This window comes from Robiginitalea biformata HTCC2501 (genome assembly GCF_000024125.1).
Classification (GTDB): Bacteria; Bacteroidota; Bacteroidia; order Flavobacteriales; family Flavobacteriaceae; genus Robiginitalea; species Robiginitalea biformata.
Map to the genome: position 1 here is coordinate 3,243,820 of NC_013222.1, position 15,924 is coordinate 3,259,743.

General features: G+C 55.1%; 8 protein-coding genes. 1 reads left to right on the forward strand and 7 read right to left on the reverse strand.

The window, feature by feature from the left end:
- Window positions 1–44 precede the first annotated feature (44 nt).
- A complete protein-coding gene (locus tag RB2501_RS14385; protein ID WP_015755594.1) occupies window positions 45–767 on the forward strand; it encodes a DUF4369 domain-containing protein in 723 nt (240 codons plus the stop codon).
- On the opposite strand, the gene RB2501_RS14390 is transcribed toward RB2501_RS14385, so the two are convergent.
- From RB2501_RS14390 to RB2501_RS14420, 7 genes are all read right to left on the reverse strand, one after another.
- A complete protein-coding gene (locus tag RB2501_RS14390; protein WP_015755595.1) occupies window positions 768–1,037 on the reverse strand; it encodes a hypothetical protein in 270 nt (89 codons plus the stop codon). It abuts the gene before it with no gap.
- Window positions 1,038–1,092: 55 nt separating this feature from the next.
- The gene (locus tag RB2501_RS14395) at window positions 1,093–2,052 is read right to left on the reverse strand and encodes a type I phosphomannose isomerase catalytic subunit (RefSeq protein WP_041327909.1); all 960 of its coding nucleotides are present in this window, start codon (window positions 2,050–2,052) and stop codon (window positions 1,093–1,095) included.
- A gap of 28 nt (window positions 2,053–2,080) precedes the next feature.
- On the reverse strand, window positions 2,081–2,494 hold the full coding sequence (locus tag RB2501_RS14400) for a 6-pyruvoyl trahydropterin synthase family protein (RefSeq protein WP_015755597.1): 414 nt from the start codon (window positions 2,492–2,494) through the stop codon (window positions 2,081–2,083).
- A complete protein-coding gene (gene idi, locus RB2501_RS14405) occupies window positions 2,494–3,021 on the reverse strand; it encodes an isopentenyl-diphosphate Delta-isomerase (RefSeq protein WP_015755598.1) in 528 nt (175 codons plus the stop codon). The genes RB2501_RS14400 and idi overlap by 1 nt, the downstream gene beginning before the upstream one ends.
- A 129-nt stretch (window positions 3,022–3,150) precedes the next feature.
- Window positions 3,151–4,056, reverse strand: coding sequence for a PorP/SprF family type IX secretion system membrane protein (locus RB2501_RS14410; protein WP_238528123.1), 906 nt, complete (start codon window positions 4,054–4,056; stop codon window positions 3,151–3,153).
- Between the two features lie 58 nt (window positions 4,057–4,114).
- Window positions 4,115–6,127: an Ig-like domain-containing protein gene (locus RB2501_RS14415; RefSeq protein WP_015755600.1), complete on the reverse strand. Its 2,013-nt coding sequence runs from the start codon at window positions 6,125–6,127 to the stop codon at window positions 4,115–4,117.
- Between the two features lie 23 nt (window positions 6,128–6,150).
- The gene (locus RB2501_RS14420) at window positions 6,151–15,570 is read right to left on the reverse strand and encodes a hypothetical protein (RefSeq protein WP_148214396.1); all 9,420 of its coding nucleotides are present in this window, start codon (window positions 15,568–15,570) and stop codon (window positions 6,151–6,153) included.
- Window positions 15,571–15,924: the final 354 nt, after the last annotated feature.

Genomic DNA, 15,924 nt, shown 5'->3' on the forward strand with positions numbered 1-15,924 from the left:
GGTTTGTAAAAAAAATGGCATATTTGCCCCGCTAATCTTCAAGGATGAAAAAATTGGTTTTGGCAGCGGTTGCCGCTGTTGCACTCGCGGGTTGCGGAGGGGATGATACCGCCGGGAATCTCACGGTAGAAGGAAATGTCCGGGGTCTGAAAAAAGGAGTACTCTACCTTCAGCAGGTGGCAGACACCTCCCTGGTGACGCTGGACTCGGTGGTGGTCAAAGGCAATGGGGAATTCCGATTGACCAGCCCGGTGGACGGAGCCGATATTTTCTATCTCTACCTGGACAAGGCAGACAACAACCAACTCAATGACCGCATCGTATTTTTTGCAGAACCGGGTACTATCCGGATCGATACGGAATGGGATGCGTTTGAATCGGAAGCCGCGATCTCTGGTTCGGCGGCCAATGAGAAGTTTGCAGAGTACCGCAAAATCCAGTCGCGCTACCACGTACAACAGCTCGAATTGGCCCGTGCCATGGGCGAATTGCAGCAGCCACAGGATAGTGCGGCCCTGGATTCCCTGGACCGGGTGGGGCAGCGACTCACGCTACGCTCCTACCTCTATGCCCTGAACTTTGCCCTGAACAATACGGATTCCCACCTGGCCCCGTTTGTGGCCATTACAGAAGTATCCGATGCCAACCCGAAATACCTGGATTCCATATACCAGGCCCTAAGCCCGGCGGTGGCCGAGTCCAAATACGGCAAGCAGTTAAAGGAATTACTCAGCGAGCAGCGTTCCCAGGCAGAAAACCCGGATTAATCAGGCGAGCTCGTTGACCCGGTCTACCAATTCGGCAGCTTCTTTCTCAAGGGTTTGACGCACCCCTTTCAAATGCTTTTTCCGGTTTTCAACATCCTTGTTGTTGACCTCCGCAATGAGCGAGTCGAAGGTCGCTATCGCCTTGTCAATGATCTCGGATCCTTCCTTGGACCCCTCCTTATTACTGCTGCGCTCCGCAATGTAAACGGCCTCTATAATGCCGCCCAATACGCTGTTGATATCTTTTTTGAGGTCCCGTATAGTAGCCATGATGGTAAGTTTCTTTCAAAAATACAATTTCCCCGCATACCCGCGGAAACCTTTTTCAGGCTGTCACTTGCAGTAATTCGCACCCGTTGGTCGCCAACCGGGCCTTGTGAACGGCTGCCGGCAGCATCAGCGTCTCCCCGGCACGGAATTCTTCGGCTACCCCACCTGCAACCAGGGTGGCTGTACCCGACAGACACATAAAAACCGTAAATGACTTCCCGTCAAATTGCAGATCCCTGTCCCGGTCCAGTTTCAGGTAATCCGTGTTGAAATAAGGACTGCGGGCCAAGCTGTTTGACGTATTCGGCTGCCTGGAATAATCCAGGACAAAATCGTCACGGCGCCGGTAGTCGATGGCATCGAGGGCGAGGTCCGTGTGGAGTTCCCGCAACTTCCCCTGCGCATCCCGGCGGTTGAAATCGTAAACCCGATAAGTAACATCCGAACTCTGCTGGATCTCCGCCAACAGGATACCCCCGCCAATTGCATGGATCTTCCCGCTATTGATAAAGAATGCATCCCCCGTGGATACCGGCTGATAGTGCAGCAGATCCGTCAGTGTACCTCCTTCCAGGGCTTGCTGGTAGCGCTCCCGGGATACATCCTCCCTGAAGCCAACAATGAGCTCGGCGCCCGGGTCGGCATCCAGGATATACCACATCTCCGTTTTGCCAAAACTGTTGTGGCGGGTCCGGGCCAGTTCGTCCCCGGGATGCAACTGGATGGAAAGGTCCAGCCGGGCATCGATAAATTTAATCAGGATCGGAAATTCCTCCCCAAAACGTTCCAGGACCTCATTCCCCAGAACTTCCCCGGGGAATTCCCCGATGAGTTCCGGCAGGGTTTTGCCGGCATACGGTCCGTTAACAAGGGTTGTGGCGTCTCCCGGCACTCCGGATAATTCCCAACTTTCCCCCACCGTGTCTCCATCGGCTTCCTTTTCCAGTACCGTTCGCAGTTTATTGCCACCCCAAAGGCGCTCTTTGAAAATGGGTTGGAATTTTAATGGATACAATTCCATAAGTATCGTGTTGACAAACGGATTATTCAGCGCCCCGGTAGGAAACGAAGTTTCTCGGGGTTTCATACAGGGTGATTTCCAGGTCACATGAAGCGGGGATGTGGGGCCGGAGTTTATCCCAGATTACCACTGCAATATTCTCGGCTGTCGGGTTGAGTTCCCTAAACTCAGGGACCTCCTCATTGAGGTTCTTATGGTCCAGGGCATCCTCCACTTTATCCCGGATTAGAACTTTGAGCTCTGCCATATCCACAACAAAACCGGTTTCCGGATCAATCGGACCCGTAACACTGACAATCAACTCGTAATTGTGGCCGTGGTACAGCGGATTGCTGCATTTTCCGAATACCTCCCGGTTCCGGGCGTCGTCCCAATCCGGCCGGTAAAGCCTGTGAGCGGCGTTGAAATGTGCTTTTCTGCTAACGGTTACTCGCATCACTTGAGGTTGTGCGTCATCACGTAGTTGTGAAAGCGTTCAAATATAATCCTAAACCATGCGGTATAGGCTCCCGGGTTCGCCTCCAGGTCTTCGCGAATCTCTTCCAGCCCCATCCATTTCCAGTCGGCTACCTCATCCGGATTGATGTTGGGCTCGCCCTCGAAATGACCCAGCAGGACATGGTCCAGTTCGTGCTCCGTAAGGCCGTTGTCGAAAGGGGCTTTATAGATAAAAGAAAAAAGGTCCTGCAAGTCTGTTTGAAAACCCATTTCCTCTTCCAACCGCCGCTTGCCAGCCTGGATGTTGGTCTCCCCTACTCTTTGGTGGCTGCAACAGGTGTTAGTCCAGAGGCCCGGGGAATGGTACTTGTGGGCGGCGCGCTGTTGTAACATGGTCTCCCCTTTGTGGTTCAGTACGAAAACCGAAAATGCCCTGTGCAACCGGGCTTTTTCATGAGCCTCCATTTTGGGCATGGTCCCGAGGACTTGGTCTTGCTCGTTGACAAGGATTACTTGTTCTTCCATAACAGCCCAAAAATACGGTCTTTGGTGTAGTTTCGGGTTAAGGGGATCATAAAATGTGGAATGGGGCCCCCACCCACCCGAAATAAAATTATACGTATCGCCTGCAAAGAACAAGCGGGCACCTGGAAATCAGAAGAATCGCGGAGACTTGATATTGCCAACCATTCGCAGGAAGTCATAGCGGAGGATCACTTCAAATGAGCCATCGTTGAATGCGGCGCTACCCAACTCGGTAATTTCCCTGTCATAGGCCACCCCGATGAGGAAGGAGGGGGAAATATTGAAGCCTACCATGCCGCTGAAGGCGGCATCCCAACGGTATGCTGCGCCGAAAATAAACTTTTCGTTGTACATGAAATTGGCCGACACGTCCACCTGCAGGGGTGCCCCAAGGGTCGCTTTGGTCAGGATACTCGGTTTGAATTTCCAAAGCGGGTCGAAGTCCCAGACATAGCCCGTGATCATATAAAAGTTCATCTGTTCTTTTGCGGTGGACAGTGAGGATTCGTCAAAGTGGCTGGTCTCCAGGAACCGCGGCACCGACAACCCGGCATAGAAATGCTCGGTATGGTAATAAATACCGGCGCCGATATTCGGGGAAAGCCGGTTCTGGATATCGGATTGCAACTGGGCATCCGGGTAATTCGGGTCGGAATTGAGTTCGGAAAAACGGATGTCCAGCATGTGGACGCTGGCCTTTAATCCAAAGCTCAGGCGCTGCTCCGGCCCCACCTGAAGCGTATAGGAAAAATCCCCGTCAAAAGCAGTCTCCGAGGTAGGTCCGATCTGGTCGTTGACAATCGACAGGCCCATCCCCACGCCTCGGTACCCTACCGGAGTATGCAGGTTGAAGGTCTGCGTCTTCGGGGCGCCATCCAGGCCAACCCACTGCGACCTGTAGAGTGCTGCAATACTCAGGTTGCCGCGCGACCCGGCATAACCCGGGTTGATGGAAACCGTATTGTACATATACTGGGTATATTGTGCATCCTGCTGTCCTTGTACCGACACTTCAATACAGAGGAGAATAACCATAGTTATGGCCACCCGGCCGAGGCGAATGATTGGTAAGAGGTTATTCTGTCCCATGCAATTATCGGTTTAAGTAAAGGTATCCGGTCCGGGTGCGCATCACCCCATTCTCATCCTCAAAATCCAGTATATAGAAATAGGTTCCCACCGGTAATTTGTTGTCCTGGGCAATCGTGGCCCGGCCCTGTGAAGTGCCGTCAAAAACGTTGCCCTGCGTATCGTAGGCCCGTGTGGTGAACACCAGTACGCCCCAGCGGTTGTAGATCCGGATCGTGTTATTCGGGAAATCCTGGATCCCCGCAATTGTCAGGTAATCGTGTGCGCCATCCCCGTTGGGGGTAACCACATTGAAAACCTCCAGGTCTTCGGCAGAGCTATTGGGCTCCAGGTAGTCCGGGATACCGTCCCCGTCCATATCGTCGTTGTAGAAGATGCCGTCGCCGTTGGCGTCCTCGCCCGCGGTGAGGATCTGGTCGCCGTCATCGTCCGTATCCCGGTAATCGAGCTCCCCGTCCCCGTCGGTATCGGGCCAGTCGTTGATGGGGTCGTCCTTGCCGTCGTTGACGTTGATATCAATGGCCGTTGTCCCTTCGAATCCGTCGTCCAGGCCGTCCCCGTCTTTGTCGGACCCCACAATTACAGTCTCCGCAAATCCATCCATGTCGATGTCGTTCGCCTCAACGCTGTCGGGTACCCCGTCGTTGTCGCTGTCGCTGTCCACGTAATCCGGTATGCCATCCCCATCGGTATCTTCAGGGACAATCCCCACGGCCCCGCCGTTCTCATACACGTCATCCAGCCCGTTCATATTGGCGTCCGTACCTCCCGGGGGAATGTAGCCGGCTGTGGACTGCCCTTCGATATTATCCGGTACGCCGTCGTCATCGCTGTCAATATCCAGGTAATCCGGGACTCCATCCCCGTCCGTATCCGTCGGGTTGGTGGCCGGGTTGCCATCGCCGTCCAGATCCAGGTCTTCAAAGCTATCCACGATACCGTCGTTATCCGCATCGATATCGAGCCCAACGGCATTCACCAGAACCGTCACAGTGGCGGTGCTGCAATTTCCCAGGGCATCGCAAAGGGTATAGGTAAAGCTGTCCGAGCCGGTAAATCCGGGATCAGGCGTGTAGGTCACCGTATCATCCGAAGGATCCCCGGGCGTGCCGCCGTCATCCAACGCGAGCGTGCCATTGGCAGGCGCCGTGGTGGTCAGGGACCCGGAGGTGGGTATGTCGTTATCGTTTGCCAGGATATCGGCAATTGTTGCCTCATTTTCATTGGTGGCAATCGCATCATCAAAGGCGTCGACAATCGGGTTGACCGTTACGGTAACCGTTCCCGTACTGCAATCCCCGGATGTGTTGCAAACTGTATAATCAAAAGAATCCGTCCCGTTGAAATCAGGATCCGGGGTGTAGGTGAGGATATCATCTGTAGGATCGTTCGGGGTGCCGTTCTGGTCGATAGTCACCGTGCCGCCAGCCGGATCCGTAGCTGTCAGGGAGCCGTCCTGGGGGAGGCTGCTGTCGTTGGCGTATATCGGGATATTCAATGCCACATCCTCGTCGGTAATAGCCGTGTCGTCCACCAGCACAGCGGCCTGCTGCATACAAACAACCGTGAATTCCGGTAGCGGTGAACTCACGCCGGCTTTTATGACCGAAGCCGTATAGTTCCGGACGGTCTGGTCGGCTATAACCATGGGGCGAAGGGGGTCTCCGCCCACAGCCGGACTCCAGGTCACCGTCGCACCACCGTTTACATTTGCGGAGATATCAAGCGTGACTTCATTGTCCGGGCTATTGCAATCTGTAAGTATAAAATATCCGGTTGCGTTCGAGCCGCAAAGCGTTCCGTCATAGGTGGCGAAATAAACACCCGGCTGGGTTGCCTCGTAAAAAAAATCCGTACTCAGGACGGTGCTCGTATCCGATGCCTCGTACCAGCGGTAATTCGATTCATCTCCCGCATTGGGGGCCTGCAACAGGAACTGCCCATGCAGTTGGGATATACCCGCGATCAGGAACAGGCCAACAGAGAGGATTGCGGTATGAAGCAACTTGAGTTTCAAGATTCGGGCTGGGTTGTTGGTTGCTACTTAACTACAAAGACCACGTTGATCAGTGCGTTATAATCTGCAGGTTGTCCGATGATATCGTATGTGAGTACCCCATTGGCATCGATACTCATATTGTCGAATACTGTGGGGTCTGCATACGTCACATAATAATACAGTTCATTGGCCGCATAGGTGGGCAGGGCTGCAGGTGCACCGGCACTGGCTACAGCCGGTGTGCCGAATTGGGCAACGTATTGGGCATACAGGTCTTCGGTAAAACCGGTGCCATTTGCCGATGCATCGATTGCGATGGACGGCGGGTAGAAAATCCGGGCAGCCTTTGAGGTAATCGGCGCAATGGCATTAATGACTTCCTGTACAGTTGTTTCGTTGGTTGGCGAAGATTCTCCGCCTTCATCCACGTCAATCGGCGTCCTGAGCGGGACTTCGTCGTCGTACTGGTCGTCTGTGTTGTCCAGCAGGGAGGAAAGGTCCACTACCTCGTTGGTCCCATTTTCAATCCCGATGGTCAGGTCCGTGCCGCTCAGGCCCGATCCGCTGATGTTCTGATCGTCCGTGGAGACAAATCCGGAGAGGTCCACACTATTGCCGTCTTCGATGGAGAGCGTGTTCCCGGCCAGGGTCAGGTTCTGGTCGTCCGTGTTGTCCAGGTAACCACTCAGGTCTACCGTCGTAGCATCGCCGGTTAGACTCAGCGTATTGCCTGCAAGGCTCATATCCTGGATTTCATTATTTGGGTCCGCGTCTGCATCGTCCACCAGGGCAGAAAGGTCTACCGAGGCAGAGCTGCCATCTTCGATATCAATTTGAAGCGTGTTGCCCGTCAGGCTGGCGCCGGTCAGGTTCTGATCGTCTGTGTTGTCCAGGTAGCCACTCAGGTCTACACTATTTCCGTCCTCAATAGACAGGGAGTTTACCGCCAGGGTCAGGTTCTGGTCGTCGCTGCCCAGGCTGGAGACCGGAACAGACAGGGTTCCTGCCGCGTCGGTAATTTCCAGGTTGCCGGCATTGACCGCGAAGGCCGTGTTCGTTTCATTGCTGGAGTCGTTGTCGTTGTCCGCCACAGATACGGTTCCCCCGCCGTCGGAGAGGGTTACATCCGTACCGGTGCGGCTGATGGTCTGCAGTTCATTGGTCGGGTCAGCATCCGCGTCGTCCACCAGAGCAGAAAGGTCTACCGAGGCAGAGCTGCCATCTTCAATGTCAATTTGCAAGGTATTGCCCGTCAAACTGGCGCCGGTCAGGTTCTGGTCGTCTGTGGATACATATCCGGAGAGGTCCACGCTGTTGCCGTCTTCGATGGAGAGCGTGTTCCCAGCCAGGGTAAGGTTTTGATCGTCTGTATTGTCCAGGTAACCACTCAGGTCTACTGTCGTAGCATCGCCGGTAAGACTCAGCGTATTGCCTGCAAGGCTCATATCCTGGATTTCATTATTTGGGTCCGCGTCTGCATCATCAACAAGCGAAGACAGGTCAATTACTTCATTGGTCCCATTTTCAATCCCGATGGTCAGGTCCGTGCCGCTCAGGCCCGAACCGCTGATGTTCTGGTCGTCAGATCCCAGGCTGGAGACGGGGACGGAAAGCGTTCCTGCCGCGTCGGTAATTTCCAGGTTGCCGGCATTGACCGCGAAGGCCGTGTTCGTTTCATTGCTGGAGTCGTTGTCGTTGTCCGCCACAGATACGGTTCCCCCGCCGTCGGAGAGGGTTACATCCGTACCCGTACGGCTGATGGTCTGCAGTTCATTGGTCGGGTCAGCATCCGCGTCGTCAACAAGTGAAGACAGATCGATTACTTCATTGGTCCCGTTTTCAATCCCAATGGTCAGGTCCGTACCGCTCAGACCGGATCCGCTGATGTTCTGGTCATCCGTGGAGACGAATCCAGAGAGGTCCACGCTGTTACCGTCTTCGATAGAGAGCGTGTTCCCGGCCAGGGTCAGGTTCTGATCGTCCGTGTTGTCCAGGTAACCACTCAGGTCTACACTATTTCCGTCCTCAATAGACAGGGAGTTTGCCGCAAGGGTCAGGTTCTGGTCGTCGCTGCCCAGGCTGGAGACCGGAACAGACAAGGTTCCTGCCGCGTCGGTAATTTCCAGGTTGCCGGCATTGACCGCGAAGGCCGTGTTCGTCTCGTTGCTGGAGTCGTTGTCGTTGTCCGCCACAGATACGGTTCCCCCGCCGTCGGAGAGGGTTACATCCGTACCCGTACGGCTGATGGTCTGCAGTTCATTGGTCGGGTCAGCATCCGCGTCGTCAACAAGTGAAGACAGATCGATTACTTCATTGGTCCCGTTTTCAATCCCAATGGTCAGGTCCGTACCGCTCAGACCGGATCCGCTGATGTTCTGGTCATCCGTGGAGACGAATCCAGAGAGGTCCACGCTGTTACCGTCTTCGATAGAGAGCGTGTTCCCGGCCAGGGTCAGGTTCTGATCGTCCGTGTTGTCCAGGTAACCACTCAGGTCTACTGTCGTAGCATCGCCGGTTAGACTCAGCGTATTGCCTGCCAGGCTCATATCCTGGATTTCATTATTTGGGTCCGCATCCGCATCATCAACAAGCGAAGACAGGTCAATTACTTCATTGGTCCCATTCTCAATCCCAATGGTCAGGTCCGTGCCGCTCAGGCCCGAACCGCTGATGTTCTGGTCGTCAGATCCCAGGCTGGAGACGGGGACGGAAAGCGTTCCTGCCGCGTCGGTAATTTCTAGGTTGCCGGCATTGACCGCGAAGGCCGTGTTCGTCTCATTGCTGGAGTCGTTGTCGTTGTCCGCCACAGATACGGTTCCCCCGCCGTCGGAGAGGGTTACATCTGTACCCGTACGGCTGATGGTCTGCAGTTCATTGGTCGGGTCAGCATCCGCGTCGTCAACAAGTGAAGACAGATCGATTACTTCATTGGTCCCATTTTCAATCCCGATGGTCAGGTCCGTGCCGCTCAGGCCGGATCCGCTGATGTTCTGGTCATCCGTGGAGACGAATCCGGAGAGGTCCACGCTATTGCCGTCTTCGATAGAGAGCGTATTCCCGGCCAAGGTCAGGTTCTGATCGTCCGTGTTGTCCAGGTAACCACTCAGGTCTACTGTCGTAGCATCGCCGGTTAGACTCAGCGTATTGCCTGCCAGGCTCATATCCTGGATTTCATTATTTGGGTCCGCATCCGCGTCGTCCACCAGGGCAGAAAGATCTACAGAAGCCGAGCTGCCGTCTTCGATATCAATTTGCAGCGTGTTGCCCGTCAGGCTGGCGCCGGTAAGGTTCTGATCGTCCGTGTTGTCCAGGTAACCACTCAGGTCTACCGTCGTAGCATCGCCGGTTAGACTCAGCGTATTGCCTGCCAGGCTCATATCCTGGATTTCATTATTTGGGTCCGCATCCGCATCATCAACAAGCGAAGACAGGTCAATTACTTCATTGGTCCCATTCTCAATCCCAATGGTCAGGTCCGTGCCGCTCAGGCCCGAACCGCTGATGTTCTGGTCGTCAGATCCCAGGCTGGAGACGGGGACGGAAAGCGTTCCTGCCGCGTCGGTAATTTCTAGGTTGCCGGCATTGACCGCGAAGGCCGTGTTCGTTTCATTGCTGGAGTCGTTATCGTTGTCCGCCACAGATACGGTTCCCCCGCCGTCGGAGAGGGTTACATCTGTACCCGTACGGCTGATGGTCTGCAGTTCATTGGTCGGGTCAGCATCCGCGTCGTCAACAAGTGAAGACAGATCGATTACTTCATTGGTCCCATTCTCAATCCCGATTGTCAGGTCCGTGCCGCTTAGGCCGGATCCGCTGATGTTCTGATCGTCTGTGGAGACAAATCCGGAGAGGTCCACGCTGTTGCCGTCTTCGATAGAGAGCGTATTCCCGGCCAGGGTCAGGTTCTGGTCGTCGCTGCCCAGGCTGGAGACGGGGACGGAAAGCGTTCCTGCCGCGTCGGTAATTTCCAGGTTGCCGGCATTGACCGCGAAGGCCGTGTTCGTCTCGTTGCTGGAGTCGTTGTCGTTGTCCGCCACAGATACGGTTCCCCCGCCGTCGGAGAGGGTTACATCCGTACCGGTACGGCTGATGGTCTGCAATTCATTGGTCGGGTCCGCATCCGCGTCGTCCACCAGAGCAGAAAGGTCTACCGAGGCAGAGCTGCCGTCTTCGATATCAATTTGAAGCGTGTTGCCCGTCAAACTGGCGCCGGTCAGGTTTTGGTCGTCTGTGCTGCCCGCAGCCAGCTCGTCGATAGCCGCCTGGGTATCCCCGGCTGTAAGACCGGAGGTGGAGTTGTCGTAACTCACCTCAGCGGCCGTCTGGTCGTCGGTCTCGGTGAATGTGGTGGCCGTCCCGTCTTCCGAGGTATAGGTAAAGCTGCCGTTGGCATTGTCCACCAGGGTGGTCACCGTCTCGTCGATGTCCGTGCTGGAACCGCCCGCATCGGTAACTGTGGCGATCCGGTTGCCCGCAAGGGTATTGGAGATTGCAACGCCATTTGTGTTAATGGTCACATCCGATCCGTCGTTGTTGGTGAAGGTATAGGTACCGTCCCCGTTATCGGCAACATCCGCCTTGCTGACTGTCTGGGAAACCCCATTCTCATTGACATAGGTAAATGTTCCGTCATTGTTGTCCGAAAGGTTTGTAATGGTCTCGGAAATGGTTACCGAAGCAACGTTCAGGTAGAGCGCACCGTCTGATCCGGCGGTAATATCGTTATTCGCATCGGCGCTTATCAGGTTGGCAGACTGGGTTCCCCCACCGTCTGTCACTTCCAATGAACCGGCATTCATGGCCGCACCCGTGTTGTATTCGTTGGTCGGATCCGCATCCGCGTCGTCTACCAGGGCAGAAAGATCTACAGAAGCCGAACTGCCATCTTCAATGTCAATTTGCAGGGTATTGCCCGTCAAACTGGCGCCGGTCAGGTTCTGGTCGTCTGTGGATACATATCCGGAGAGGTCCACGCTGTTGCCGTCTTCGATAGAGAGCGTGTTCCCAGCCAGGGTGAGGTTCTGGTCGTCGCTGCCCAGGCTGGAGACCGGAACAGACAGGGTTCCTGCCGCGTCGGTAATTTCCAGGTTGCCGGCATTGACCGCGAAGGCCGTGTTCGTCTCATTGCTGGAGTCGTTGTCGTTGTCCGCCACAGATACAGTGCCCCCGCCGTCGGAGAGGGTTACATCCGTACCCGTACGGCTGATGGTCTGCAGTTCATTGGTCGGATCCGCGTCCGCATCGTCTACCAGGGCAGAAAGGTCAACCGAAGCCGAGCTGCCATCTTCAATGTCAATTTGCAGGGTATTGCCCGTCAAACTGGCGCCGGTCAGGTTCTGGTCGTCCGTAGATACAAACCCTGAGAGGTCCACGCTGTTACCGTCTTCGATAGAGAGCGTGTTCCCGGCCAGGGTCAGGTTCTGATCGTCCGTGTTGTCCAGGTAACCACTCAGGTCTACTGTCGTAGCATCGCCGGTTAGACTCAGCGTATTGCCTGCCAGGCTCATATCCTGGATTTCATTATTTGGGTCCGCATCCGCATCATCCACGAGCGAAGACAGGTCAATTACTTCATTGGTCCCATTCTCAATCCCGATGGTCAGGTCCGTGCCGCTCAGGCCCGAACCGCTGATGTTCTGGTCGTCAGATCCCAGGCTGGAGACGGGGACGGAAAGCGTTCCTGCCGCGTCGGTAATTTCCAGGTTGCCGGCATTGACCGCGAAGGCCGTGTTCGTCTCGTTGCTGGAGTCGTTGTCGTTGTCCGCCACAGATACGGTTCCCCCGCCGTCGGAGAGGGTTACATCCGTACCGGTACGGCTGATGGTCTGCAATTCATTGGTCGGGTCCGCATCCGCGTCGTCCACCAGAGCAGAAAGGTCAACCGAAGCCGAGCTGCCGTCTTCGATATCAATTTGAAGCGTGTTGCCCGTCAGGCTGGCGCCGGTCAGGTTTTGGTCGTCCGTGCTGCCCGCAGCCAGCTCGTCGATAGCAGCCTGGGTATCCCCGGCTGTAAGACCGGAGGTGGAGTTGTCGTAACTCACCTCAGCGGCCGTCTGGTCGTCGGTCTCGGTGAATGTGGTTGCCGTTCCGTCTTCCGAGGTATAGGTAAAGCTGCCGTTGGCATTGTCCACCAGGGTGGTCACCGTCTCGTCGATGTCCGTACTGGAACCGCCTGCATCGGTAACCGTGGCGATCCGGTTCCCCGCAACCGTATTGGAAATAGCAATGCCATTCGTGTTAATGGTCACATCCGATCCGTCGTTGTTGGTGAAGGTATAGGTACCATCCCCGTTGTCTGTTACATCCGCCTTGCTGACTGTCTGGGACACCCCGTTCTCATTGACATAGGTAAATGTTCCGTCGTTGTTGTCCGAAAGGTTTGTAATGGTCTCGGAAATAGTTACCGAGGCCACGTTGAGGTAGAGCGCGCCGTCCGAGCCCGCAACAATATCGTTGTTGGCATCCGCACTGATCAGGTTGGCAGACTGCGTTCCCCCACCGTCTGTCACTTCCAATGAACCGGCATTCATGGCCGCTCCCGTGTTGTATTCATTGGTCGGGTCTGCATCCGCATCATCTACAAGCGAAGACAGGTCAATAACTTCATTGGTCCCGTTTTCAATCCCAATGGTCAGGTCCGTACCGCTCAGACCGGATCCGCTGATGTTCTGGTCATCCGTGGAGACGAATCCAGAGAGGTCCACGCTGTTACCGTCTTCGATAGAGAGCGTGTTCCCGGCCAGGGTAAGGTTCTGATCGTCCGTGTTGTCCAGGTAACCACTCAGGTCTACACTATTTCCGTCCTCAATAGACAGGGAGTTGCCCGCCAGGGTCAGGTTCTGGTCGTCAGATCCCAGGCTGGAGACGGGGACGGAAAGCGTTCCTGCCGCGTCGGTAATTTCCAGGTTGCCGGCATTGACCGCGAAGGCCGTGTTCGTTTCATTGCTGGAGTCGTTGTCGTTGTCCGCCACAGATACGGTTCCCCCGCCGTCGGAGAGGGTTACATCCGTACCCGTACGGCTGATGGTTTGCAGTTCATTGGTCGGGTCAGCATCCGCGTCGTCCACCAGAGCAGAAAGGTCTACCGAGGCAGAGCTGCCATCTTCGATATCAATTTGAAGCGTGTTGCCCGTCAGGCTGGCGCCTGTCAGGTTTTGATCGTCCGTGCTGCCCGCAGCCAGCTCGTCGATAGCCGCCTGGGTATCCCCGGCTGTAAGACCGGAGGTGGAGTTGTCGTAACTCACCTCAGCGGCCGTCTGGTCGTCGGTCTCGGTGAATGTGGTTGCCGTTCCGTCTTCCGAGGTATAGGTAAAGCTGCCGTTGGCATTGTCCACCAGGGTGGTCACCGTCTCGTCGATGTCCGTACTGGAACCGCCTGCATCGGTAACCGTGGCGATCCGGTTCCCCGCAACCGTATTGGAAATAGCAATGCCATTCGTGTTAATGGTCACATCCGATCCGTCGTTGTTGGTGAAGGTATAGGTACCATCCCCGTTGTCGGTCACATCCGCCTTGCTGACTGTCTGGGACACCCCGTTCTCATTGACATAGGTGAAGGTGCCGTCATTGTTGTCCGAAAGGTTTGTAATGGTCTCTGCAACGGTAACTGAGGCGACATTCAGATACAGGCCACCATCGGATCCGGCTGTAATGTCATTGTTAGCATCCGCACTGATCAGGTTGATGGTAACGGGAGTTCCCGTTTCATCCGTATAGGTAAAAGTGGCATCCCCATTATCCACCAGGGTGGAAATGGAGGTGTCGCTGATGGTAGTGGTTGCACCTGACGCATCGGTAAAGGTATAGGTGCCGTCGCCATTATCGGCCAGGGCAACCGTTCCGGCCAGCGTATTTATTTCGTCTATCGCATCCTGAACGTTGTTAGCCGCCAGGCCAGAACCGCTGTTGTCATACGGGTTGGAGGCCGCCTCAGTAAAAATCTGCTGGGTGTTGCCATTTTCATCTGTATACGTATAGGTGCCACCGCCATTGTCAACCAGTGTACTTGTGGTCTCGGTAAAAGTCGTAACCGTACCGTCCTCCGAGGTATAGGTAAAGCTGCCGTCCCCGTTGTCGACGAGCGTGGTTACCGTATTGTTTGTGTCGATGGTCACCGAGGTGCCAAAGTCGTCCGTAATCGTATAGGTGCCGTCCAGGTTGTCCGCTACCGTGGCGATCTTGGCGTCAAAGGTGGTGGTGGCCCCGTTTTCGTCCGTATAGGTGAAGGTGCCGTCGCCGTTGTCGGCCAATGAGCTGGTGGTCTCCGTAAACGTGGTCACCGTCCCGTCCTCCGAGGTATAGGTGAAACTGCCGTCCCCGTTGTCTACCAGGGTGGAGAGCGAAGTATCGCTGATGGTAGTTACATTCCCGGCAGCATCTGTAAAGTCGTATGTCCCGTCACCGTTATCGGTGAGGGACACGTTGCCTGCTGCGGCATTGATCTCGTCCAGGGCATCCTGCACATTGTTGGCCGCCAGGCCAGATCCGCTGTTGTCGTATGGGTTGGACGCTGCCTCCGTAAAGATTTGCTGGACATTCCCGGCTTCGTCCGTATAGGTATAAGTGCCTCCCCCGCTGTCTACCAGGGTGGAGAGCGACGTATCGCTGATGGTAGTTACATTCCCGGCAGCATCTGTAAAGTCGTATGTCCCGTCACCGTTATCGGTGAGGGAGACGTTGCCGGCTGCGGCATTGATCTCGTCCAGGGCATCCTGCACATTGGTACCTGCCAGGCCGGAAGTGGTGTTGTCGTAGGAGACCTCGGCGGCAGACTGGTCGTCGGTATCTACCACCGCCGCGACATCTGCCAACGGAACGCTAACCGTATTCCCGTCGCTGTCTGTAATTACCAGGTCGGTCCCAACCACCTCAAATAAGGCATTTGTAGTGTTTGTATCGATAACTGCTGCCAGGTCTGCCAGAAGGATACTCACCGTATTGCCGTCACTATCCGTCAGGGTCAGGTTTGTGCCGTCTTCGGTAAGGCTTGCGTTGGTCGTGTTTGTATCGGTCAGGGCGGCAATGTCCGCAACAGGTACGCTTACCGTATTACCCTCGCTATCGGTGATCACCAAATCTGTTCCGATAACGCCAAAGGCTGCATTGGTGGTATTCGTATCCGTAACCGCTGCGATATCCGCCAGGGGTACGCTTACCGTATTCCCGTCGCTATCGGTGATCACCAGGTCCGAGCCCGCGACGGCAACCGAAGTATTCGTGGTATTGGAGTCCGTGGAGGTGTGCTCCCAGGAGTCCCCGTCCCAGAAATAAATGGTTCCGGTATTCGTATTGACGTAAATATCGCCTGTATCCGCGCCGGACGGGGTGGTCATCCCCGGGGCACTGACGTCGGTGCCGCTCAGGACCTCGCAGTTGCACTGGTCGGCCAGGTTGACCGTAGTCTGGGCGTATCCCGCCGCAGTAAACAGCAACAGGAAGGCGAGTACGATGAAAATTTTCATGGTACCTGGTATTTCATTAAAAAGCTTGGTGGTGATCATAGCAAAACGCTTATGTAAGCTCAATTTTGTTCGATTGGGCCTGTGCTCCTTAGAACACAGTATTTTATCATCCTACAAATTTAACCTGATGCCTAGGGGGGGAAAATAATTGTTGTGAAGGGGTCATATTCCACAGTATAGCCCCCTTTTTCTGAGGTGTGGCTGGGTTGCAGGTGCCCGATTTTAGCGTTCCGTTGGTCGATAAGCCCCGTAACCATGGGCATTTTCAAATGCATAAAATTGTAGGAATTAACTTATTAACAACGTCGTTGAAGTGAAACTATATCCCGTTGAAATACGTCCAATATGGCGGTA